This is a genomic window from Parabacteroides merdae ATCC 43184, assembly GCF_025151215.1.
Lineage (GTDB): Bacteria > Bacteroidota > Bacteroidia > Bacteroidales > Tannerellaceae > Parabacteroides > Parabacteroides merdae.
On sequence record NZ_CP102286.1, the window covers coordinates 2,488,686 to 2,511,237 of the forward strand.

At 39.7% G+C, this 22,552-nt stretch carries 21 protein-coding genes; all 21 read left to right on the forward strand.

Going from position 1 to position 22,552, the window contains the following annotated elements:
* Positions 1–67: 67 nt before the first annotated feature.
* The gene (locus tag NQ542_RS10320) at positions 68–250 is read left to right on the forward strand and encodes a hypothetical protein (protein WP_005636829.1); all 183 of its coding nucleotides are present in this window, start codon (positions 68–70) and stop codon (positions 248–250) included.
* A gap of 580 nt (positions 251–830) precedes the next feature.
* On the forward strand, positions 831–2,054 hold the full coding sequence (locus NQ542_RS10325; RefSeq protein ID WP_005636834.1) for a tyrosine-type recombinase/integrase: 1,224 nt from the start codon (positions 831–833) through the stop codon (positions 2,052–2,054).
* Between the two features lie 493 nt (positions 2,055–2,547).
* Positions 2,548–3,096 carry a UpxY family transcription antiterminator gene (locus NQ542_RS10330; protein ID WP_005636842.1) on the forward strand — a complete coding sequence of 183 codons (549 nt, stop codon included), beginning with the start codon at positions 2,548–2,550 and terminating at the stop codon, positions 3,094–3,096.
* Positions 3,097–3,120: 24 nt separating this feature from the next.
* Positions 3,121–4,227, forward strand: coding sequence for an MraY family glycosyltransferase (locus NQ542_RS10335; RefSeq protein WP_005636844.1), 1,107 nt, complete (start codon positions 3,121–3,123; stop codon positions 4,225–4,227).
* A gap of 26 nt (positions 4,228–4,253) precedes the next feature.
* Entirely contained in the window at positions 4,254–5,048 is a 795-nt protein-coding gene (locus NQ542_RS10340) for a polysaccharide biosynthesis/export family protein (protein ID WP_005636845.1), read from the forward strand.
* A 41-nt stretch (positions 5,049–5,089) separates the two neighbouring features.
* A complete protein-coding gene (locus NQ542_RS10345; RefSeq protein WP_005636847.1) occupies positions 5,090–7,456 on the forward strand; it encodes a GumC family protein in 2,367 nt (788 codons plus the stop codon).
* 59 nt (positions 7,457–7,515) lie between these two features.
* Positions 7,516–8,220, forward strand: coding sequence for a tyrosine-protein phosphatase (locus NQ542_RS10350; RefSeq protein WP_005636849.1), 705 nt, complete (start codon positions 7,516–7,518; stop codon positions 8,218–8,220).
* An 81-nt stretch (positions 8,221–8,301) separates the two neighbouring features.
* The gene (gene wecC / locus NQ542_RS10355; protein ID WP_005636852.1) at positions 8,302–9,507 is read left to right on the forward strand and encodes a UDP-N-acetyl-D-mannosamine dehydrogenase; all 1,206 of its coding nucleotides are present in this window, start codon (positions 8,302–8,304) and stop codon (positions 9,505–9,507) included.
* A gap of 818 nt (positions 9,508–10,325) precedes the next feature.
* The gene (locus NQ542_RS10360) at positions 10,326–11,669 is read left to right on the forward strand and encodes a lipopolysaccharide biosynthesis protein (RefSeq protein WP_005636855.1); all 1,344 of its coding nucleotides are present in this window, start codon (positions 10,326–10,328) and stop codon (positions 11,667–11,669) included.
* On the forward strand, positions 11,657–12,859 hold the full coding sequence (locus tag NQ542_RS10365) for a hypothetical protein (RefSeq protein ID WP_005636858.1): 1,203 nt from the start codon (positions 11,657–11,659) through the stop codon (positions 12,857–12,859). The genes NQ542_RS10360 and NQ542_RS10365 overlap by 13 nt, the downstream gene beginning before the upstream one ends.
* Before the next feature lie 6 nt (positions 12,860–12,865).
* On the forward strand, positions 12,866–14,035 hold the full coding sequence (locus tag NQ542_RS10370; RefSeq protein WP_005636860.1) for a glycosyltransferase: 1,170 nt from the start codon (positions 12,866–12,868) through the stop codon (positions 14,033–14,035).
* Positions 14,036–14,040: 5 nt separating this feature from the next.
* Positions 14,041–15,114 (forward strand): polysaccharide biosynthesis protein, encoded by a 1,074-nt coding sequence (locus NQ542_RS10375; RefSeq protein ID WP_005636862.1) that lies wholly within the window; start codon positions 14,041–14,043, stop codon positions 15,112–15,114.
* Positions 15,115–15,288: 174 nt separating this feature from the next.
* On the forward strand, positions 15,289–16,443 hold the full coding sequence (locus tag NQ542_RS10380; RefSeq protein WP_005636864.1) for a capsular polysaccharide biosynthesis protein CapF: 1,155 nt from the start codon (positions 15,289–15,291) through the stop codon (positions 16,441–16,443).
* 6 nt (positions 16,444–16,449) lie between these two features.
* On the forward strand, positions 16,450–16,848 hold the full coding sequence (locus tag NQ542_RS10385) for a WbuC family cupin fold metalloprotein (protein WP_005636866.1): 399 nt from the start codon (positions 16,450–16,452) through the stop codon (positions 16,846–16,848).
* Between the two features lie 6 nt (positions 16,849–16,854).
* Positions 16,855–18,036 (forward strand): non-hydrolyzing UDP-N-acetylglucosamine 2-epimerase, encoded by a 1,182-nt coding sequence (wecB, locus tag NQ542_RS10390; RefSeq protein WP_005636869.1) that lies wholly within the window; start codon positions 16,855–16,857, stop codon positions 18,034–18,036.
* A gap of 31 nt (positions 18,037–18,067) precedes the next feature.
* Positions 18,068–19,249, forward strand: coding sequence for a glycosyltransferase (locus NQ542_RS10395; RefSeq protein WP_005636871.1), 1,182 nt, complete (start codon positions 18,068–18,070; stop codon positions 19,247–19,249).
* Positions 19,250–19,458: 209 nt separating this feature from the next.
* The gene (locus NQ542_RS10400; RefSeq protein ID WP_005636874.1) at positions 19,459–19,659 is read left to right on the forward strand and encodes an acyltransferase; all 201 of its coding nucleotides are present in this window, start codon (positions 19,459–19,461) and stop codon (positions 19,657–19,659) included.
* A gap of 4 nt (positions 19,660–19,663) precedes the next feature.
* A complete protein-coding gene (locus NQ542_RS10405) occupies positions 19,664–20,068 on the forward strand; it encodes a serine O-acetyltransferase (protein WP_005636876.1) in 405 nt (134 codons plus the stop codon).
* A 440-nt stretch (positions 20,069–20,508) separates the two neighbouring features.
* Positions 20,509–20,631 carry an LbetaH domain-containing protein gene (locus NQ542_RS10410; RefSeq protein ID WP_005840881.1) on the forward strand — a complete coding sequence of 41 codons (123 nt, stop codon included), beginning with the start codon at positions 20,509–20,511 and terminating at the stop codon, positions 20,629–20,631.
* Positions 20,632–20,637: 6 nt separating this feature from the next.
* Entirely contained in the window at positions 20,638–21,831 is a 1,194-nt protein-coding gene (locus NQ542_RS10415) for a glycoside hydrolase family 88 protein (RefSeq protein WP_005636881.1), read from the forward strand.
* A gap of 12 nt (positions 21,832–21,843) precedes the next feature.
* Entirely contained in the window at positions 21,844–22,542 is a 699-nt protein-coding gene (locus NQ542_RS10420) for a WecB/TagA/CpsF family glycosyltransferase (RefSeq protein ID WP_005636883.1), read from the forward strand.
* Positions 22,543–22,552 lie beyond the last annotated feature (10 nt).

Below are 22,552 nucleotides of genomic sequence, written 5' to 3' on the forward strand. Positions count from 1 at the left end.
GCTTTGACGCTTCAAATGTATGGGCTAAATCCGAATAAAACACTGATTTTCAAAAAGGTGTCATCAGATGTCATCAGATGTCGTCAAATGTCCGAAAGACTGGTTTTCCGTGAGGGAAACATGCCGTGAAAACAAGGATATGGTATGCGGAGGAAGGGCGAAGAAGCCGGCACGGGCGCAAAGGGAGGATTATGCAGAGCAGAGGGAGCTGAAGTCCCTGTCTTCTCATGGGGCGGCGTTTTTTTCATAAGACATTGCCAGGCCTACCCATATATCCCGTACTTCCTGCCGGATTTATTAGGGATATAAAGGAGGCCCTCCTTTTTTCATCAATGACACGGTCATGCGTCGCGTCGGTCGCAGTGAGTCCCTATAATCTTTCCCGAAATCAAAACCATTGTCCGGGCGTTTGTTTCCATGTGTATTTTCCGCGACTTGTCGCAAGGAAAATACTCATGGAAAGCGAAGCCGGAACGCCCGTGACAATACGGTTTTGATTTATCTTTGATTATAGGGAACTCGCTGGTATCCGCCTGTTTTTCACGAATTTCCCAGAAAACATATACTGTCTTGTTGTTTATGCGATATAAATATTTTTGGACTTGTTCCACGGAAAAACCGTCGCTTTTCATTTTCGGACTTTGATTCTTTACGAGGCTATTCGGACTGTCTTTCAAGAAGATTTACAGAGTTTGGCATCGGCATCAGGTGATATTCGGTGTTCCAAGCGGAGAAGCGGAATCTAGGACTAAATATTATTTTCTTCCTTCAACAATATAGCCCACGGGTTGTATCTATGTACCTATTATTCATCATAAAACAGACTATATATGGCTACCATTAAATTAAAATTCCGTCCATCGACGGTACGGGGTAAGGCCGGCACGCTCTGTTATCAGCTTTGCCACCGTCAGGAGAACAGGCAGATTACCACCGACATGAGGATATTTCCCGAGTGGTGGAATGAGACGAAACGTGAGCTTGTCGCTGTCCCCGGCAATGAGAGGGTCCTGACCGCCTACCGGAAACGGGCGGAAAAGGAGATGCGTGACATCCGTGAGATTATCCGCGAGCTGGACTGTAGCGGAGAAACATACACCTTGTTGGAAATACTCAACCGCTATCGCTCCCTGCCTTCCGAGCCCGGTTTCCTATACTACATGAAAAAAGAGATGGAAGCGCTTTGGGAGAACGGCCAATACGGTACCTCGCGTAATTACCGGCGTGCACTGAACAGCTTTTCCGCTTTCCTGGATGGTGATGACGTTCCTTTCTCATTGTTGGATTCCGCCCTGGCGTGTCGGTATGAGGCATGGCTGTGGCAACAAAAGGTAGCGAGGAACAGCAGCTCGTTCTATATGCGGATTCTGCGTGCCGTCTATAACAAGGCCGTAAGGCAAGGTCTTGCGTTGCAGACTTTCCCGTTTCGTGAGGTTTATACAGGAGTGGCTCGTACACCGAAACGCGCCGTGGATGAGGAAACCATCCTGAAGCTCCAAAGGATTGACCTCTCGGACTCACCGGCCCTGGCACTTTCCAGGGACATGTTCGTGTTCAGCTATTGTGCCCGTGGAATGGCGTTTGTGGACATGGCATATCTGAAAAAGGAGAATGTGGACAGCGGGCGAATCACCTATTGTCGTCATAAGACAGGCCAATACCTGACACTCCATATCGAACCGTGTATGGCGGCGATACTGGAACGATATGGGCGGGTTTATCCGGAAAGTCCATATCTTTTCCCCGTCCTTACAGATGAACAGCCGGATCAGGCTTACCGGCAATATCGGACCGGATTGAACTACCATAACCGAAAGTTGAAACGGTTGGGCAAATTGCTTGGCGAACCATTACCTTTGTCCTCATATACGCCTCGCCACAGCTGGGCTACCGCCGCACGCAACCACAACGTACCGATTGCCGTCATCAGTGCGGGGATGGGACACAGCAGCGAAAGGACTACGCTTATTTACTTGGATTCTTTGGACAATGCCGTGATAGATAATGCGAACGAGAAGATTTTGAAGGGTTTGAACGATACCATTTCTATGTAAGAGAGGGTAAAAACACACTGCAAAGGTAATGATTCTCAGTAAAACTGAAAAGTAAAATAAACGTTTTTATTTCCTTATTTTACCCCCCCCCATTTATAAATGACTGATTATCAATTATTTGCATTACTAATTTAATATAAATCAAAATAGTACCGTAATAAGAATATAAAATAAAAGGAGAACGTTGCATTATCCTTTCGAGCGTATTTTCGAGTCTAAAACCGAGCAAACCGAGCAAAAATGTACTTTTATAGCAATGTATATGCCTAATTATCAGCAAAAACAACATGTGTACCCTCTCTTACATAGAAACGGTACGAATACGGGGTTACGGTATCCGCTCACTGTAGTCAGGAGCGGCCCGCATTCCGGAAGTCCTATGAAGGAAAAAACCGGATTAACCTTGATTGCTGTATCTTCCTTATTTGAAAAAGCAGAAGGTGCAGGAATGGAAATTATATCCTTTTTATCAACCCGGTAACATTACTTTTCGTTGAACATAGAAACACACACACACGAACATTGGTTCGCCCTAAAAGTATTTTATAACAAAGTTTTCGAGATTGAGGATATATTGAAAAAAGACAAGATCGAGACTTACATTCCTTGTGAGGAAACCTTGATGGAACGTAACGGCATAAAGAAGAAACTCCGTCGTCCGGTCATTAATTCGCTTATGTTCTTCCGTTCAACCGTTTGTCGTGCTTTGGAAGTACAGCGACAATTCACCAATAAGGTAATCCTATATACAAGACAGAAGGGATTGAAAAGACTTCCCCTTGCCATTCCTGATCGGGAAATGAACATTTTCATGCTGGTCACCTCGTCCGGCGAGCAGGGAATGGAATATTTCGGGGAGGACAATTCCAAGTTTCAACAGGGAGAACGTGTACGGGTCATTGACGGAAAGTTCAAGGGAGCGGAAGGGGTTATCTGCCGGATTAGGAAGAATCGCCGTTTGGTGGTCACCGTCCAAGGCGTATGCGCCGTGGCTACTTCCTATATTCCACAAGCCTTTCTACAACGGATAGGGCAAGATTAAGAAAATCATCAAAAGAATCATATAGTGGACATTCTTCATTTTATCGAATTTGCCTTTATAGTCATAGTCGGCTGGACATTGAGTGCGATGGTCCTGCCTCGCATTTCGTTGGTCTCTTTCCGACGTCGCCTGTTCGACTCAGTGGACGAACGTAAGTTGCATACTGCCCATATACCAAGGTTAGGCGGTATCGCCTTTTTCCCTTGTATCACAGTTACGGTTTCGCTTGCCATTATCGGTTACAACCTTTGGCAGGGCTATAACATACTCGACATGGACTTGACGAACCGTCTGCTTTCCATGCTCTGTTGTCTGTTCATACTTTATCTTATAGGTATGATGGATGACCTTATCGGTGTACGTTACCGTTCCAAATTTGTAGTGCAAATACTTTGTGGCATACTGTTGGTGATTTCCGGGTTATGCTTCGACAACCTATACGGGTTGTTCGGTATTTATGTCATACCTTATTACATAGGAGTGCCGTTCACAGTATTCGTCATCGTCTATATCCTGAACGCCATCAATTTGATAGACGGCATTGACGGACTTGCCTCTGGGTTGAGTATTATCTCATTCCTCGCTTTCAGCTGCATGTTCATCCATTTGCAATGGTGGATGTATGCCTTTATCAGTCTAGCTGCTTTCAGTGTGTTATTGCCGTTCTTTTATTATAACGTATACGGTAAGATATATCGGGGACGCAAGATCTTTATGGGTGATACCGGTTCGCTCACTATCGGGATGCTGCTGGCAGTGATGGTCATCCGTCTGAGTATGTCCGATCCAGTGAAAGAGAGTGCCTTTCCCGGTAGCATTGTGATAGCTTTTTCTTTTTTGATTGTACCAATGTTTGATGTGATACGTGTGGTTATTCACCGGTTGCGTAACGGTAAAAATCCATTTCTTCCAGACCGGAATCATATCCACCATAAATTTATAGCCTTAGGAATGTCCCAACGTAAAGCTATGGTAAGCATTATTATTATGGCAGCTTTTTTTGCATTGGGAAATTGTTTTTTGATTCATTGCCTTTCCGTAACAAACTTGTTTCTGTTGGATGTGGCTGTTTGGACGGTGATTCATTGCTACATAACTATGAAAATCAAACGAAAACATAAAGTAGAATAATTAACTGTACAGAAAAAAAATCAGATATGAAATTTCATTTAATTAAATTATGTTTCTTGTGTGTCTTATTGGTGTCCTGCAATACCTCCAAAGAAATTGTCTATTTTCAAGATATCGTAGTTAATCAACCCGAGGCGATTATCGGGGCACGGGATATTACCGTACAACCCAAAGACCAGATTTCCATTATGGTGTCCAGTAAGGATCCGCAATTGGCGGCTCTGTTTAATTTGACACGGGTGCAATACCGTGCCGGATCTTCTGATTTACGTTCTGGCAACATCAATGGAGAAATATCAGGTTACACATTGGATGATAAGGGGAACATTGATTTTCCTGTTGTCGGAACATTGCATATTGCCGGTATGACCAAGAGCCAGATTGCCACCCTGGTAAAAAAAAGGCTGATGGAAGAGAATCTGGTAAACGATCCGGTAGTTACAGTTGAGTTTATGAACCTTTATTTCTCCGTGTTGGGCGAGGTGAAAACTCCAGGTAAATATGCCATTACAAAAGATCAGATTACCCTTTTGGAAGCCATCAGTATGGCGGGTGACCTAAGCATCTACGGAAAGCGAGATGCGATATTTGTCATCCGTGAAGAAAACGGCGAGCGTGTAACCCATTGGGTGGATATCCGCTCGAAAGATCTGTTTAATTCACCGGTGTATTATCTGAAACAGAATGATGTGGTGTATGTACAGCCCAACAAGGTACGTGCCGGACAAAGCACCATTAATGAGAACAGTGTAAAATCGGTATCGTTGTGGATCAGTATCGGTTCGCTCCTATCCTCGCTGGGTGTTTTGCTGTTCAAGTAATGTATTGAATTTTATTTTATAAGATATTAAAGAGAGCCAAAATGATAAAGAATAGAACGAACACAGGCAAACCTACCGATGATTTTATACGGATACAAGATTTATGGGGTATGTTTATCCCGAAATGGTATTGGTTTGCCACTTCCTTGTTCGTTGCGTTGGCAACGGCATCATTATATTTGTTGAGTACTCCTAATGTCTATACCCGGACGGCTGCCATTTTAATTAAGGATGACTCCAAGAACAATTCTCCGGCAAGTGCAATGAATGAGTTTGCAGATATGGGTATTTTTAAATCAAACACCAATATCAACAACGAACTGCTCACCTTGAAATCCCCTACGCTGATGACAGAGGTGGTGAAGCGTTTGGGGCTAAATGAGATATATACTATTCGTAGGGGCTTAAAAAGAATAGAATTATATAAATCAAGCCCGATATTGGTGACTTATCTTTTTGATAATAAAAAAAGTGTAAGTTTTGATATAGAAGTTGGTGCACAAAACAAGTTTTATCTTTCAAACTTTATCGTTGCTGGAGAAGAAACTGGGGAACGGTTTGAAGGAATTATAGGAGATTCCATTCAAACATCAGCAGGAACATTGGCCATCAGCTTAACTTCTCAATATGAGAATTTTTTTACAGGCAGCACTATTCAATATAGTAAAGAACCGGCTGATATGGTGGCAGACAGCTATACGCAAAAATTGTGGGCTGAATTAGGCAATGAAGATGCCACCATTATTAATTTGAGCATTGATGATGCTTCTGTGCAAAAGGCAGAAGATATTTTGAATACACTGATTGAGGTTTATAACGAGAAATGGATCCAGGACAAGAACCAGATAGCAGTAAGTACCTCACGGTTTATCGGTGAACGTTTGGGCGTGATTGAAAACGAATTGGGTCATGTGGATGAGAATATCTCCAACTACAAGAGTGAACATCTGTTGCCGGACGTACAAGCCGCTTCCAGTCTGTATATGAGCCAGTCTGCTGAGAATAAAAAAGAAATTCAGACACTCACCAACCAGCTTGCGACGGCTCAATTTATTCGCCGCGAATTGGGGGGGAAAGAGATGAACCAGCCTTTGCCAACCAACTCCGGTATAGCCAACGTAAATATCGAAAGTCAAATCGGAGAATACAACAAGATGGTGTTGGATCGCAACCGGCTGATAGCCAACAGTAGCGAGAAAAACCCGTTGGTGAAAGATTTAGGGAACTCAATGCAGAGTATGAAACGTACGATTCTTCAATCGGTTGATAATCTGATCGTATCGTTAAATACTCAGATACGCAGTATTCGCCAACAGGAAGCAACAACAACTCAACAGTTGGCTTCTAATCCGAGTCAGGCCAAATACTTGTTATCGGTAGAACGTCAACAAAAAGTAAAGGAAGAGTTATACCTATATTTGCTCCAGAAGCGTGAAGAGAATGAACTGTCACAAGCGTTTACCGCTTATAATACGCGAATGATTACAGCTCCACGTGGCAGTGCTTTACCAACGGCACCAAATAAGAAAAACATTTTATTGGTGGCTCTTGCTCTCGGGCTTTTAGTACCGGCAGTTATTATCTTTATGCAAGAAAACATGAACACCAAGGTTCGGGGTAAGAAAGATTTGGAGAATTTGAGTGTGCCCTATTTGGGTGAAATACCGTTATATTTCCGAAACAAAAAAAAGAAGAATAAATTTTCGGAATATGCAATTGTGGTGGAAGAGGGTAACCGGAATATTATCAACGAAGCTTTTCGTGTGCTTCGCTCCAACGTGGACTTTATGAAAAGCAAGAATACCGAGCAGAAAGTATTTATAGAAACCTCTTTTAATCCGGGTAGTGGAAAAAGTTTTCTGTCCATGAACATCGCCATGAGTTTTGCCATTAAGGGAAAAAAAGTATTGGTGATAGACGGGGACTTGCGACATGGAACGGTTTCGGCTTATGTAGGGTCGCCTAAGAAAGGTTTAAGTGACTACTTGGGAAACAAGGAAGTCGTTTGGAACGAGTTGCTTGTGATAGACAAAAAGTATCCTAATCTGCATATAATTCCAGTAGGAACCATTCCTCCTAATCCGACGGAATTGTTGGAGGATGGAAGTCTGGCAACCTTGATGCAAGACTTACGCGATGAGTATGACTATATCTTTATTGATTGCCCGCCGATTGATATTGTGGCAGATACACAAATAATCGAGCAATATGCCGACCGGACACTCTTTGTGGTACGGGCGGGATTATTGGACCGCTCACTGTTACCTGAATTGGAAAGTATTTATCAAGAAAAGCGGTTCAAAAACCTTTCGGTGATATTGAATGGTACGGAAAGTACAGGTGGACGCTATGGTTACCGCTATGGTTACCACAATGGGTATGACTCTTATTACGGCAACACAAAATAGAGGGGTATTCCAAAATAAACAAGGAAACTGTTTGCTATTATTCCCAACAGTCAACAGAAATGTGTTTTTTCCGACAGAAAAAAGTATTAGCGGAAAGCGGTTTTTTCCGTGGTTTCACTGATTGCCACAGCCATCTTCTTCCCGGGGTAGATGATGGGGTGAAAACGTTGGAAGAGTCGTTGGCGATATTGGAAGAAATGGAACGTTTAGGCGTTCGTAAGGTTTGGCTTACCCCCCATATAATGGAAGACATACCCAATGAAACAGTGGATCTGCAACAGAAGTTCCAAGAATTAAAGCAAATGTATCATGGAAAGATCGAATTGGCTTTGGCAGCGGAATATATGATGGATAACCTTTTTGAGGAACGGTTGGAAAAGGATGACTTGTTACCCTTTGAGGAAGGAAAACATTATCTGTTAGTGGAAACCTCTTATTTCAATCCACCAATGGGATTACTGTCTATTTTGCAACGCATCCAAAAGAAAGGTTATCATCCTTTGTTGGCCCATCCGGAACGATATGAGTATATGCAAATGATGGATTATAAAACGTTAAAAAAGAACCAAATTTCTTTTCAATTAAATATACCGTCATTAGTCGGAATGTATGGTAAGCACATAGAGAAGAAAGCGAAGATATTATTAAAAGCAGGAATGTATGATTTAGGAGGAAATGATGTTCACTCCCTTATTTTTTATGTGACAACTTGTAAGCAAAAAATAGACAATCTGTCTTTCTTGAAAAATGTGTGTAAAATATAGCGTATTTACATTCGGGAAGACTTTGCCCTAATATGTGTTTTTTTATGTAAATGAATGATTTAATATTTAATACAAAGATAAATGAAAGCATGTTTCATGGGCTTGGGTTACATCGGACTACCTACAGCCATTATTGCCGCAAAGCACGGCATTCAAATAACAGGAGTTGACATTAATCCTCATGTAGTGAAAATGACCAATGCGGGACATTTGCACATCATTGAACCCGGCATGGAGGAAATGTTACAGGAAGTAGTGAAAGCTGGCATGTTGAAGGCTTCGGTTACACCGGAAGTCAGCGATGCATACTTCATGGTGGTCCCAACCCCGTTCAAGGGAAACCACGAGCCGGATGTGAGTTACGTGGAAGCGGCTACACGTGCCGTATTGCCGTTACTGAAAGAAGGGGATCTTTATGTAATAGAATCCACTTCACCTGTAGGAACTACAGAGGCTATGGCACGCATCATTTTTGGTGAACGTCCGGAATTGGAAAGTAAGATTTTCATAGCCTATTGCCCGGAGCGTGTATTGCCAGGTAATGTGATCTATGAATTGGTACACAACGATCGGGTCATCGGTGGTTTGAATCCTGAATCTACCGAAAAGGCAATAGCATTCTATTCGCAATTTGTGCAGGGCACACTTCACAAGACTAACTGCCGTACAGCGGAAATGTGTAAGCTGACGGAGAACTCCAGTCGCGATGTACAGATAGCTTTTGCCAATGAACTTTCGCTTATCTGCGACAAGGCTGGTATCAATGTTTGGGAACTTATTAACCTTGCCAACAAGCATCCGCGTGTAAATATCCTGCAACCCGGTTGCGGTGTAGGAGGTCATTGTATTGCGGTAGATCCATACTTTATCACTGCTGATTTCCCGGCAGAAAGCAAGTTAATCAGCGATGCACGTGATATTAACAACTACAAGAGTTTCTGGTGTGCTGAAAAGGTGAAGAACGCCATGTTGAAGTTTGAGTTGAAGAATCATCGTAAACCAGTTATAGCCATGATGGGATTGGCATTCAAACCAAATATTGACGATTTGCGTGAAAGTCCGGCGAAGTATATTACCACGAAAGTGATGCAGAGCTGCAACAATGCCGACATTTTGGTCGTAGAACCGAATGTAAAAGAGCACAACGTGTTTAAGCTGACTAACTACTGCGAAGCCTACGACAAGGCAGACATCGTGGTGTTCCTTACGGCTCACAACGAGTTTAAAGAGCTATCTTGGAGGAAGGATAAAATGATATTGGACTTTTGTGGAATATTCAAGAAATAATGGATATTTCTAAATAAGTGCAAATACAATTATCACCGAAACTAATGAAAATTGCACATAAAATAGTTCAAGTACCGGAAATGAAATTTTTATTAAGACCTTTTATACACAATGTAAAAAGGAATAATCAAAATATACATGAGATTTTCCAGGAAAAATCTCATGTATATTTTCGGAGTTTGATAAGATTTTGCCACAAAACAATATCTTTTGCAGCGTATTTACCAATATATTATTGGGGGCGGTTCGTAAAAAAATATCAAAAGCGTTTCGATATAATAATCACCAGTGCCTGATACAAGAATTATGCATCCAAATTAAAATATATACTCGAAAAAATAGGAATTTATGTTTATCCGAAGATTTGAAGTGTTAGCTGGAAATAAGACTTGTGAAGAAACATACAGGAAACGTCATATCGACATAGAATATATCTTACATATATGAAGACTATCCATCATGTCTGTGTGATTTTGGTTACGTTGACGGTACGGTATCGCATTTAGAATTGATGAAAAAAATTCGGTTGGGCAAAATTGGAAGAATCGAATTCCCTATCAGTCACGAAATAACACATTTTTTCGAAAACATAGAATCAACGTATTGGCTAATACAAATGAATGGATCTTGCAAGATATGAACTACTATATAACTTCCTATTCAGACTTTCACGACGATGACACAAAGCCAAGGATGTTTGAATAGAAAGAGGGTAAGGCGATATTAATGCATAGTGAGTATGAGGAGAAGTGGAATATTATTCCTGTATAAAATTCTTTTAGATAATCCTATTATTAGGTGATTTTAGGTTTCAAGATATGAAAGGGTTGAGTTTTATTAAGTCATCTTCAGGCAGAACTCAAAAGGCACAAAAGAATATTTTGGGGATGTTGCTCATAAAAATTTGCAACATCATTATTAATTTGGCTTATGTTCCATTGTTGATTAATAGTTTGAATCAAGATAGATATGGAATATGGTTGACAATTACTACAATTGTTTCTTGGATTGCATTTTTTGACATTGGGTTAGGTAATGGTCTGAGAAATAAATTGGCGGAATCAATTGCTTGTAAAGATGAAATAAATGCTCGAAAATATGTGAGTACTACTTATGGTGCAATGGGAATCTTATGTTTCTTGTTCTTTATCATAGAGGCCTGCATTGTTCCATTTTGCAATTGGAATAGTCTGCTAAACGCTCATTCGATTCCTAATGGTGAACTTACATTATTAATGTTATGGGTTCTTTCAAGTTTAGCATTTCAAATGCTACTAAAACTTCTAAATTCTGTATTGTACGCTTTACAAAAGCCGGCATTATCCTCATTGATATTGATGCTTAGTCAATTGTTCGCTTTCATTGGAATTTTTATTTATACAAATGTTTGCAATGAAGTTTCTCTTTTGAAATTGGGAATGATTATATCAATGGCTCCAGTCGTTGTATTGATGATTTTTTCATTGATACTGTTTAGAAAAATGATACCCCAATATATGCCAACCCCCTCTTTCTTTGAGCGTTCTAAAATAAAAGAGATTGTTATTCTTGGGAGTAAATTCTTTTGGATTCAATTGACGACTTTATTATTATTTCAGTCAAACAACTTGATAATCGCCCATACTTGTGGAAATACTTCTGTGGCTGAGTATAATATTGCCTACAAATACATTGGTTTGATAGAGATGGCCTTTATGATTATCATGACTCCTTTTTGGTCTGCTGCCACTGATGCTTATGCGAGAAAGGATTATCAATGGATTAAAGGAATATTAAAAAAACTACAATTCATTTCATATATAATGATTGCCGCTGGAGGAGTTTTGATTTTATTATCAGATTTTGTATACAAATGGTGGTTATCATCAACTATCAAACCCGATAAATCATTAATGTTTCTTCTATTATTGTATTTCTGCATCCAATTATCATGGGCTAGATATGGGAGCATAATCAATGGTATTGGGTGTGTAAAGCTCCAATTCTATATTACAATGATAGAGGCTTTTGTGCATATTCCATTGGCTTTATTGCTTGGTACTTATTGGGGTGTAAAAGGAGTAATTATTTCACTTATTATATCAACATTTGCCAATACTATTTGGCCTAAGATACAGATCAAAAATATTTTTTTAGGAAAACGAAGTATATGGGTAAAGTAAATTCTATTACAAAGCTAGAAATAGCGATATTTGTTTTTCTCACTATGATGATATCAGGAGCATCGTCCATTGCTAGTAATGATTTTATTAGAATTATAGTTGTGGGATTATTAGCTCTTTATAGCTTTATAAATCATAAGAATTTATATAATAATATTCTTTTTTATTTATTAAGTGGATGGATTTTAATAAACCTAATATCCTCATTATATTTTGGTAAAAATATAGATTTTTTTCCTTTTATAGGGAAAATTGTTTTGATCTATCTTGCATATTTATGTTTATCTTGTTGCAAGGATAACTTTTGGGATAAATATGAGCAATTTTTGTATAAACTGGCGTTAATTTCTACAATATTTTATATCTTATCCTTGTTCTTTCCCAGTATGTTTAATAGCCTTACTTCTGTATTCCGTCCTTTTACCGCTGATATTTTTTATCAGAAGGAGTCTCAGAAATACTATTTCTATGCTTTCTTTTTTACATATATGGGTAATGGAAACTTCAGGAATAGTGGTTTTATGTGGGAACCGGGTGCATATGCGATGATTTTAAATATCTTGATTGCATATAATATATGTCGACAAGGTTTTCAATTGAATAGACACATTAAGGTATATACTATAATCCTTTTAACTACATTTTCCACAGCAGGATATTTGGCATTTTTTATCATTTTGCTACTGTTTCTTTTGAAAGGACAAAATATTTATATAAAAGCACTTATTCTTATCTGTACTGCTTTTTCAATAGGTTGGTTGATGAATGCAGACTTCCTTCTTCCAAAAATCGAAGAATTTATATCCTCCGCACAAAAGGGAATAGTACACCATCAAGGTTACAGGAAACTATATGAAGCCAATAGAATCCTTTCTTTCAAATTGTTGACGGATAAATTTTTGATGTTTCCAATAGGTTGGGGTTGCGTCCAAGATACAACTTCATATATGGCTTTGAAACATATTGTTACTGTTAATGGCTTGGGAAACACATTAGTGACATGGGGTATTTTCGCATTCTCTTTTTTTATGTACTCGATTGGTAATTTTTTCTATCAATATAGGCAGTCAATTATTATTGTTACACTTTCATTATTAGTAGTATGTATTAGTTTTTTTAGTAATCCTATAGAAAATAACATACTACTCTATTTGTTAATTTTATCTCCTTATATCGTAGAATTTAATTGATAAAACATGAATATTGGCATTATTTGTAAATACCCTATTCCGTATGGAATGGCAGCCACAACACGTATCTTCTCATATTCTAAGGGCTTATTAGAATGTGGTGATAAAGTTGATGTATGGTCAATTGCACCTAATAATTTTAACGCGAATAATAATAATGAAGGCGTTTTTAATGGTATATCATATTTTTATTCATTCAGAAGCAAACGATTTAGTAATAAGCTATTCCATGCATATGAAATGATTTATTCTCTTTTTATCTTAGGTGTAAAATTACATAAAAGAGATAAAATTAGAAGATATGACGTGTTTATTATAAGCTCAGATAGTCTCATTTGCCTGCTGTATATGAGGGTATTAAATATATTATTTAAGAGAAAACTTATTTTTATTTTTGATGAGTATCCAACACCTATTAGAGGTAAATTAAAGAATAAAATACCATTTTGGAAAGAAGTGATTTATCGTGTTATTTTAAGTAAATATTCAGGATATATTTCCATGACCGAAAATTTATTGAAATATTATAAAAAAATCACAGACAATCCAGGTATTATAATTTCATCCATTACCGATGTCAATCGATTCCATAATATAATAAAAAAGCCTATAAATAAAACTAAGAAATTAATTTATATGGGAAATATGGAATTATCAAAAGATAATGTAGACAATATTTTGTACGCTTTATCTATCTTGCTAAGAGATAATTATGATGTTCATTTGTATCTTTTTGGAAAACCAAATTTAAAAGATAAATCTATATTGGAAAGGATTATTGAGCAAGAGGGATTAGCAAACAACACAAGTTTTAGATTTGCTCAATATAATGATGTTCCAAAGATTCTATCAGAAGCAGACATTTTAGTTTCCTCCCAACCTGTGACTGTTCGTGCAGACGGAGGATTCCCAACTAAATTGGGAGAATATTTAATGTCGGGTACTCCTGTATTATCAACCAATGTTGGAGAAACATCAAAATACTTTAAGGATGGCGAACATATGTATTTTGCAAAACCAGAATCGCCATTGGATTATGCTAACAAGCTCAAATATATCATAGATAATTATGAGAAAGCATTAGCTGTTGCTAAAAAAGGGAAAATGCTAATAGAGCAATCGTATTCTCATATATCTGCTGGAGAAAAGATGCATAAATTTTTAAAATCATTATAAATAGTATGTCAGTATTCAAAGACAAAGTCCTGTTAATTACAGGCGGTACGGGTTCCTTTGGGAATGCTGTGCTACGTCGTTTTCTTGACAGCGACATCAAGGAAATCAGAATTTTCAGTCGTGATGAGAAGAAGCAGGACGATATGCGTCACCGCTTGCAGAATTCTAAGGTGAAGTTCTATATCGGTAATGTCCGCAACAAGACTTCTGTAGATATTGCTATGCGTGGTGTTGACTACGTTTTTGCCGCCGCCGCTCTCAAGCAGGTGCCGAGTTGTGAGTTTTTCCCTATGGAGGCTACTCGCACTAATGTTCTCGGTACTGGAAACGTTCTTCTTTCTGCTATCGAGCATGGGGTAAAAAATGTTGTGGTCCTTTCTACTGATAAGGCAGCTTATCCTATCAATGCTATGGGTATCAGCAAAGCACTTATGGAGAAGGTTGCGATTGCTAAGGGTCGTGAACTTGGCGAGGGTGCGGCTACTACCATTTGTTGTACTCGTTATGGTAACGTTATGGCAAGCCGCGGTTCTGTTATCCCTTTGTGGGTTGAGCAGATGATAGAGGGTAATCCTATTACTATCACTGATCCGAATATGACCCGCTTTATGATGACTCTTGATGATGCTGTTGACTTGGTTATATACGCGTTTACCCATGGTCATAATGGTGATCTTTTTGTCCAAAAGGCTCCTGCCGCTACTTTGGAGACTCTTGCTACCGCACTGAAGGAAATATATTCTAAGGTTGATCCGAAATATGGAGATACTGAGGTTCGCGTTATTGGTACTCGCCACGGTGAGAAACTTTATGAGACTCTTGTCACTCGCGAGGAGATGGCTAAGGCTATTGATATGGGCAATTATTACCGTATTCCTTGTGATAACCGTGACTTAAATTATGACAAGTTCTTCTCTGAGGGTGATGAGGTGGTTTCTCGTATTGAGGATTATCATAGCCACAATACTCAGCGCCTTGATGTTGAGGGTATGAAGAAGCAGTTGATGCGTCTGCGCTTTATTCAGGAGGATTTGGGCTTGATTGAGAAGGCAAAGGCGCGCGAAATCCGTTCCGAATAGCCGGTGTGTGAAAACCGGCAATCTACTGCGTTGCCATCGACTTCGCAAAGTATTTTTTTTGGGGGGGGAACAATTATTCAAAGTGTTCCCGCTATTGAGAAATCACCAATAGGAAATCTTTTACACACAGGAAGACATTATCTTTCTTTTCCATCATAATTAAATTTTATCTCAATGAAAATATTAGTTACCGGAGCCAAGGGCTTTGTCGGTCGAAATCTTGTTTCGCAACTTTACAATATCCGCGACGGCAAAGCTCGCAATTACGGCATTGACAGTGAGGACTTGGCCGTTTATGAATATGATATTGACAGTGACCCTGCCGACCTTGAGGAATATTGCAAGAATGCAGACTTTGTTTTCAATCTTGCCGGTGTTAACCGCCCGAAGGACAATTCTGAGTTTCTGAAGGGCAATTTCGGCTTTGCGTCGGTGCTTCTTGACACTTTGAAGAAGTATGGAAACACTTGCCCTGTTATGGTTTCATCATCTATTCAGGCGGTTCTTGACAATCCTTACGGTGAGTCGAAGCGTGCTGGCGAGCAGTTGATGTTTGAATATTCGGCGGAAACTGGAGCGAAAGTGCTTGTCTACCGCTTCCCGAACGTTTTCGGAAAGTGGTGTCGTCCAAACTATAATAGTGCCATTGCAACTTTCTGCAACAATATAGCGAATGATCTTCCTATTAGCGTCAATGACCCGAGCATTGTTATGAATCTTGTTTATATAGACGACGTTGTTGATGAGATGATAGCGGCACTTAACGGCAACGAGCATTGCAATGAAAACTTCTGTGAAGTTCCAGTCACTCATACCCGCACACTTGGCGAGATTGTTGAGATTATCCGCTCGTTTAAGGATATGCCAGCAAATCTCGGCGTTGCAGATATGGGCGACGGTTTGGCTAAGAAACTCTATTCAACATACCTTACTTATCTGCCGAAGGAGCGTTTTGCGTATCCTTTGAAAATGAACGTCGACGAGCGCGGCAGTTTTACTGAATTTATCAGGACAGCCGATCGTGGTCAGGTTGCGGTGAATATATCCAAACCGGGTATTACCAAAGGTGAGCACTGGCACCATACAAAGGTGGAGAAATTCGTTGTAGTCAGCGGTCACGGCCTTATTCAGATGCGTAAGGTCGATTCAGACGAGGTCGTCAATTTTGAGGTTTCCGGCGATAAAATCGAGGTTGTTGAGACTATCCCGGGATACACTCATAACATTGTAAACCTTTCAGAAACAGAGAATCTTGTAACTCTGATTTGGTGTAACGAGTGCTTTGACCCGAACCGCCCAGATACTTATTTCGATAAAGTAGTAAAATAGCAGGTTATGTTGGTTATCGACAAAGAATTGCTTGACGGGGTAACGGCACAGGCAAAGGCGAGTCCCCGTTTGCGGATGAACTACAATCTGCATGACAGTCTTGAGGCAAAGGCGCAGAGACTGATGAACGCTATGGAACCCGGAACCGATTTGCCGATTCACCGCCATACCCATACTGCAGAAACGTATTTCGTTCTACGCGGTAGAATCAACGTGCTGTTTTACGGTGAAGATGGTCAGTTGGAAGAAAGCCGTGAACTTGACCCCTTGAAAGGATGTTACGGCGTTCAGATTCCTATCGGTCAATGGCATACGATTGAGGTCCTTGAAAGCGGAACGGTAATCTTTGAAGTTAAGGATGGACCGTACACACCACTTACTCCTAAAAATACAATGACAAAATAAAATATTATGGAATTAAAAACTGACTATTCAGATATAAAATTTGCGGAAAACGGCAAGTTGAAACTTTTGATAATTGTAGGAACAAGACCTGAAATTATCCGCCTTGCAGCCGTTATCAGTAAGTGCCGCATCTATTTCGACACAATCCTTGCTCATACAGGCCAGAACTATGACTATAACTTGAACGGCATCTTTTTCAAAGACCTGAAGTTGAAAGAACCAGAAGTGTATATGGATGCCGTTGGCGATGACCTCGGTTCAACAATGGGAAATATCATAAGTGCTTCCTATAAACTCATGTCGCAGGTAAAGCCCGATGCTGTACTTGTTCTTGGCGATACAAACTCATGCCTGTCAGTTATCGGAGCAAAGCGTCTGCACATACCTATCTTCCACATGGAAGCAGGTAATAGATGCAAGGATGAGAACCTTCCGGAAGAGACAAACCGCCGTATCGTCGATATCATCAGTGACGTCAACCTTGCCTATAGCGAGCATGCTCGCCGCTATCTTGCAGAATGCGGATTGCCGAAGGAGAGGACATACGTTACCGGTTCACCAATGGCGGAAGTCCTTCATAATAATCTTGAAGAGATTGAGGCAAGCGACATTCATAACCGTCTCGGCCTTGAAAAGGGCAAATATATCCTTCTTAGCGCCCACCGTGAGGAGAATATCGACTCAGAAAAGAACTTCACTTCATTGTTCCGGGCAATCAATGCGATGGCAGAGAAGTACGATATGCCGGTGCTTTATAGTTGCCACCCAAGAAGCCGCAAACGCCTTGCCGCAAACGGATTCCAATTAGACAAAAGAGTAATTCAGCACGAGCCTCTCGGATTTCATGATTATAACTGTCTCCAGATGAACGCATTTGCCGTTGTCAGCGACAGTGGAACATTGCCAGAGGAGAGTTCATTCTTCACATCAGTAGGCCATTCGTTCCCGGCAATCTGCATCCGCACGAGCACAGAGCGTCCGGAAGCCCTCGACAAGGCATGCTTCATATTGGCAGGCATTGACGAAAAATCATTGCTTCAGGCGGTTGATACAGCCGTAGAGATGAACAAGAATCAAGATAACGGCATTCCAGTGCCAAACTATGTTGATGAGAACGTATCAACAAAGACCGTTAAACTCATCCAAAGTTACACCGGCGTTGTCAATAAAATGATATGGAGAAAATAATTAAGAATTTTACCTAAATCATCAATAAATAATGAAAGTTCTTTATTCTCATCATGGCATGAAAGGAAAAAATGGATGGGGACGAACCTTTTATATGGCACAAGGATTAGCAGATTTAGGACATGATGTGACCTTATTAACAATCAATCCTAAATGTTCATTCTTTAAGATAAATACTATTATCTATCAAGGTGTTAAAATAAAAGTACTACCAGACTTTTTTCCTGCCAAAATGAAATCCTCAGGTTTTGCTATTTGGAGTACTTTATTTGGATTGATATACTCGATGTTCCATAAATTTGAAATATGTATAGCAGATTGTGGACATAGATTTACTTCCTTACCTTGTAAATTAAATAGATTTATTTATCATTCTGTTTATATTTCTGAGTGGTGGGATTTCTTTGGTAAAGGAGGTTATATTAAAAAGAAAAGTAGATTGTTTAGGTTAACATACGGTAGACTGGAATGCTATAATGAACTCAACGATAAAAGAAAAGCTGATGCTATAGTCGTATTATCTACTTTTATGAAAGATAGGGCTGTTGAAAATGGAATTGACTCAGAAAAAATTTTTATTGTTCCTGGTGGGTCTATAGTGAAAGATGTAAAGCCGTTATATCCATCCTATTCATCTGTTGAAAAACGAAAAATAAATATAGCATACATTGGCATTAATAATCACGAAATTGATTTGATAGCTCCGTTTATAGAAGCATTGAAATGTGAAAATGTTAAAAACAGTTACAGGTTGATTCTATATGGGAATACTATCTCAAACGAAAAGTGGAATCAATTAGGATTGTCTGAAATTGCTGAATATAGAGGATGGTTAGATTATTCTAAAGATGTTTCTACCTTAAAAGATATAGATGTGTTTTTGCAATTATTAGATGACAACAATGTTTCTAAAGCTGGATGGCCTAATAAATTAGGTGATTATTTAGCATTTGGGAAGCCCGTTATATTGTCACCTTATGGTGATATAATTGATTTTGTAAAAAATGAAAAAGGTTTTTTTATAGTAGAATACAATAAATACTCGATATTAAAAATTTTACAAGAAATTAAAGATATACCTTATAGCGATTTAAAGACCATGGGGTACGCTAATAGGCAATTAGCGGAAAAAATCTCATGGAAAAATAGAGCAAAAAATATAGAATATATATGCAATAAAATTAGATTTAATAATGAAACTGTCAAGAATTAAAAAACTTGTCTTCCTTCATTTGCAGCATTTGCCAATGAAGTCAAGGGGGTGGAGACCAACGCTTTGTAAATGGGGGGGGGGTAAACATCAAATGCCCTAAAAAGACCTTCATCGGAGAGGACGTTATTTTCGACACAAATTATCCCGAAGATATTGTCATTGAAGAGGGCGTGCGCCTGACTGTCGGCGTCCGGATTGTAACGCATTTCATGAACCCGAAGACAGGCAGTTATGACCGCGGTCAAGTGCATGTTGGCAAAGGAGCCTACATTGGCATGGGAACAATGGTTGTCAAGCCGGTCACAATCGGAGAAGGGGCAATCGTAGGCGCCGGGGCAATAGTGACGAAAGATATACCGTCAAACGAAGTATGGGCAGGAAACCCCGCCCGCTTTATCAGAAAACGATAAAATTATGCCAAACGCAATATTTTTTTACAGAATACAGAGGTGGTTATACTTACACCACATTCCATTTTTACCTAAATTAATTCAACTATTAATTTTTCTGATTTACAACACTAAAATTACTGCTGATTCAAAAATCGGTAAAGGATCTTATTTTGTTTGTAAAGGAATTAGCACTGTACTAATCCCAGGAACGGAAATTGGAGAAAACTGCGTATTAGGTTTACGATTCTCAACAGTAAGAAAATTTCCATATAAAAACGTTCCTAAAATTGGCAATAACGTTTTTATCGGTCCAAACGTTGTAATCTGTGGACCAGTAGAAATTGGTGATAACTGTATTGTTGCAGCTAATTCGTTTGTTGATAAATCATTAAGGGGGGGGGGTAATTGTTGCAGGCTCTCCTGCTAAAATAATCGGATATACTAAAGACTTAAACTATAATATTTCTTCAAATCAAAAAGATTTAGATGGAATAGCACCATATCTGCAACCAAAAGAGTAAATCAAAAGTTGCAATCGGATATAGTTTTAAAAGGATAAAACTATGTTGAATGCAATCTCTTTTTATCGGGTATCAAGGTGGCTGTACTTGCACCACATTCCTGTACTGCCAAAATTGATAACATTGCTTATTTTCCTAATTTACAACAGCAAGATTCCATACCAGGCAAAGATTGGCAGAGGGTCAACTTTTGGATACGGAGGTATGGGTGTTGTTATCCATTCTAAATCAATTATAGGGGTAAACTGCACTATATGTCAGCAAGTTTCCATAGGGGGGTAATTCAAGATTTCCGGAAGTACCAGTGATAGGTAATAATGTTTATATTGCGAAAGGTTCTATCGTTATGGGTGGTATAACAATCGGAAACAATGTTACAATAGGAGCAAACGCAGTCGTAACCAAACCAATTCCCGATAATGCTATCGTTGCAGGCGTACCCACCAAAATTCTAAGGACTAAAGAATAACATAATATGCATAAAGTTATCAACTCTTTTCGCTTGCTGAAGGAGTATTGCGAGAATGAGGGGTTCAAGGGTTGGGATCCCTATGACGGACTTAACTCGAAGGTTTTTCAGGCGTTGCCGTTCCTGAAGAAGTCGGCAATCTGCCGCCTGGTTGTTATCCAAGGATTTAAGCGCTGCCCAGTCAATCTCCGCAGGCTTGCGCTTGTCCCCAAGGAATATAATGCCAAGGGCATCGGGCTTTTCCTTTCCGGTTACTGCAACCTATATAATGCGGTTAAGGCAAACCCCAAACTTGCGGAAAGCCTCGGCTCTCCCGATTCCCTGAAATCACGGATTAACGAACTGGCTGAACTGTTGATCTCTCTACAATCAAAAGGTTACAGCGGTGCTTGCTGGGGATATAACTTTGACTGGCAGGCTCGCAGACTTTTCCTTTTCCCAAAGTTTACTCCAACCGTTGTTGCGAGCAATTTCTGTGCAACCGCTCTTATGGAAGCATACGAAATTACCAGAGAGAAAAGGTTTCTTGAAATCGCTCTCAGTGCGGCACATTTCGTTATCAACGACCTTCACCGCACGGAATATAAGGACGGATTCCTATTCTCTTACAGCCCGTTGCAGGGAAACGACACTGTCTTTAACGCCTCACTGCTCGGCTCAAGGCTGCTTAGTTTTTGCTACAAGTACACAGGCAACGAGGAATACTGCGAACTTGCAGAGCAAAGCATAAAGGCATGCTGCTCAGGTCAAAAGCCAAACGGTGCATGGGTATATGGCATGCTACCCGTTCAGAGTTGGGTTGACAGTTTTCATACAGGCTATAACCTTGATGCGCTTATTGCATATCAGGAGCTGACAGGCGACAATAAGTATCGCAAATATATTGAGAAGGGCTTTGAATATTATATTCAAAACTTCTTTGAAGCCAACGGAATGCCAAAATACTACGACAACCGCACTTATCCCATCGACATTCACTGCCCGGGGCAGTTGCTCGTAACGCTCGCAAGGTTGCACAAGATCGAAGAATACAAGGAAATTGCAGAAAAGGTCATTGATTGGACTATCCGCAATATGCAAGACCGGAAAGGCTATTTCTACTACCAGTTAAAGCCGGGGATAAGTTCAAAAATATCATATATGCGTTGGAGCAATGCGTTTATATTTAATGCTATGAGCCATTATTTACTTGCCGAATAATATTTTAATCTTATGGATAAAGTTTCATTAAACGGGGTCGAAATATTCCCTTTCGACTCCGAACAGCAACTATTGCATTATGTGGACACGCATAAGGGCATATTGGTAGCGATCAATGCAGAAAAGATATTGCATGCCACGGAACAGACACGTGCCATTATCAATCGAAATATTGGGTATTGTGATGGAGCCGGTGCACAAATGGCTTTAAAGCAGAAAGGTTATAAAGATGCCTATAAGATTCCCGGATGTGAACTATGGCTAAAGATTATTACTCGCTTTTACAAGGAAAAGACATTCTATCTGGTTGGTGGAAAACCGCAAATCGTAAATGAGACCGTAGAGAAACTGTGTTCTGAATATCAGGATATCCGAATAGTGGGTTATCGTAACGGCTATATCAAGACGGATGAAGAGAAACGACGATTGATAGACGATATTGTGGAGAAGAAACCGGATGTGGTATTCGTGGCTATGGGGTCGCCAAAGCAGGAATTGCTGATGGAGGAGATACAGCAACGGCATCGCGCTATCTTCCAAGGATTGGGTGGCAGTTTCGATGTCTATACAGGTCATGTGCAGCGCGCACCGAAATGGTGGGTGGAGCATAATCTGGAATTTGCTTATCGCTTGATAAAAGAACCCAAAAGAATTAAACGTCAGATCCACTTGGTGAAGTATGCTTGGTGGCTGATGAAGAAAAAATTATAAACAGAGGAAA

Bases quoted from the DNA above. Each gene is read 5' to 3' on its own strand.
- NQ542_RS10320 (WP_005636829.1), top strand. From the start codon at position 68: ATGTCATCAGATGTCGTCAAATGTCCGAAAGACTGGTTTTCCGTGAGG.
- NQ542_RS10325 (WP_005636834.1), top strand. From the start codon at position 831: ATGGCTACCATTAAATTAAAATTCCGTCCATCGACGGTACGGGGTAAG.
- NQ542_RS10340 (WP_005636845.1), top strand. From the start codon at position 4,254: ATGAAATTTCATTTAATTAAATTATGTTTCTTGTGTGTCTTATTGGTG.
- NQ542_RS10345 (WP_005636847.1), top strand. From the start codon at position 5,090: ATGATAAAGAATAGAACGAACACAGGCAAACCTACCGATGATTTTATA.
- NQ542_RS10350 (WP_005636849.1), top strand. From the start codon at position 7,516: ATGTGTTTTTTCCGACAGAAAAAAGTATTAGCGGAAAGCGGTTTTTTC.
- wecC (WP_005636852.1), top strand. From the start codon at position 8,302: ATGAAAGCATGTTTCATGGGCTTGGGTTACATCGGACTACCTACAGCC.
- NQ542_RS10360 (WP_005636855.1), top strand. From the start codon at position 10,326: ATGAAAGGGTTGAGTTTTATTAAGTCATCTTCAGGCAGAACTCAAAAG.
- NQ542_RS10365 (WP_005636858.1), top strand. From the start codon at position 11,657: ATGGGTAAAGTAAATTCTATTACAAAGCTAGAAATAGCGATATTTGTT.
- NQ542_RS10370 (WP_005636860.1), top strand. From the start codon at position 12,866: ATGAATATTGGCATTATTTGTAAATACCCTATTCCGTATGGAATGGCA.
- NQ542_RS10375 (WP_005636862.1), top strand. From the start codon at position 14,041: ATGTCAGTATTCAAAGACAAAGTCCTGTTAATTACAGGCGGTACGGGT.
- NQ542_RS10380 (WP_005636864.1), top strand. From the start codon at position 15,289: ATGAAAATATTAGTTACCGGAGCCAAGGGCTTTGTCGGTCGAAATCTT.
- NQ542_RS10385 (WP_005636866.1), top strand. From the start codon at position 16,450: ATGTTGGTTATCGACAAAGAATTGCTTGACGGGGTAACGGCACAGGCA.
- wecB (WP_005636869.1), top strand. From the start codon at position 16,855: ATGGAATTAAAAACTGACTATTCAGATATAAAATTTGCGGAAAACGGC.
- NQ542_RS10395 (WP_005636871.1), top strand. From the start codon at position 18,068: ATGAAAGTTCTTTATTCTCATCATGGCATGAAAGGAAAAAATGGATGG.
- NQ542_RS10400 (WP_005636874.1), top strand. From the start codon at position 19,459: ATGAACCCGAAGACAGGCAGTTATGACCGCGGTCAAGTGCATGTTGGC.
- NQ542_RS10405 (WP_005636876.1), top strand. From the start codon at position 19,664: ATGCCAAACGCAATATTTTTTTACAGAATACAGAGGTGGTTATACTTA.
- NQ542_RS10410 (WP_005840881.1), top strand. From the start codon at position 20,509: ATGGGTGGTATAACAATCGGAAACAATGTTACAATAGGAGCAAACGCA.
- NQ542_RS10415 (WP_005636881.1), top strand. From the start codon at position 20,638: ATGCATAAAGTTATCAACTCTTTTCGCTTGCTGAAGGAGTATTGCGAG.
- NQ542_RS10420 (WP_005636883.1), top strand. From the start codon at position 21,844: ATGGATAAAGTTTCATTAAACGGGGTCGAAATATTCCCTTTCGACTCC.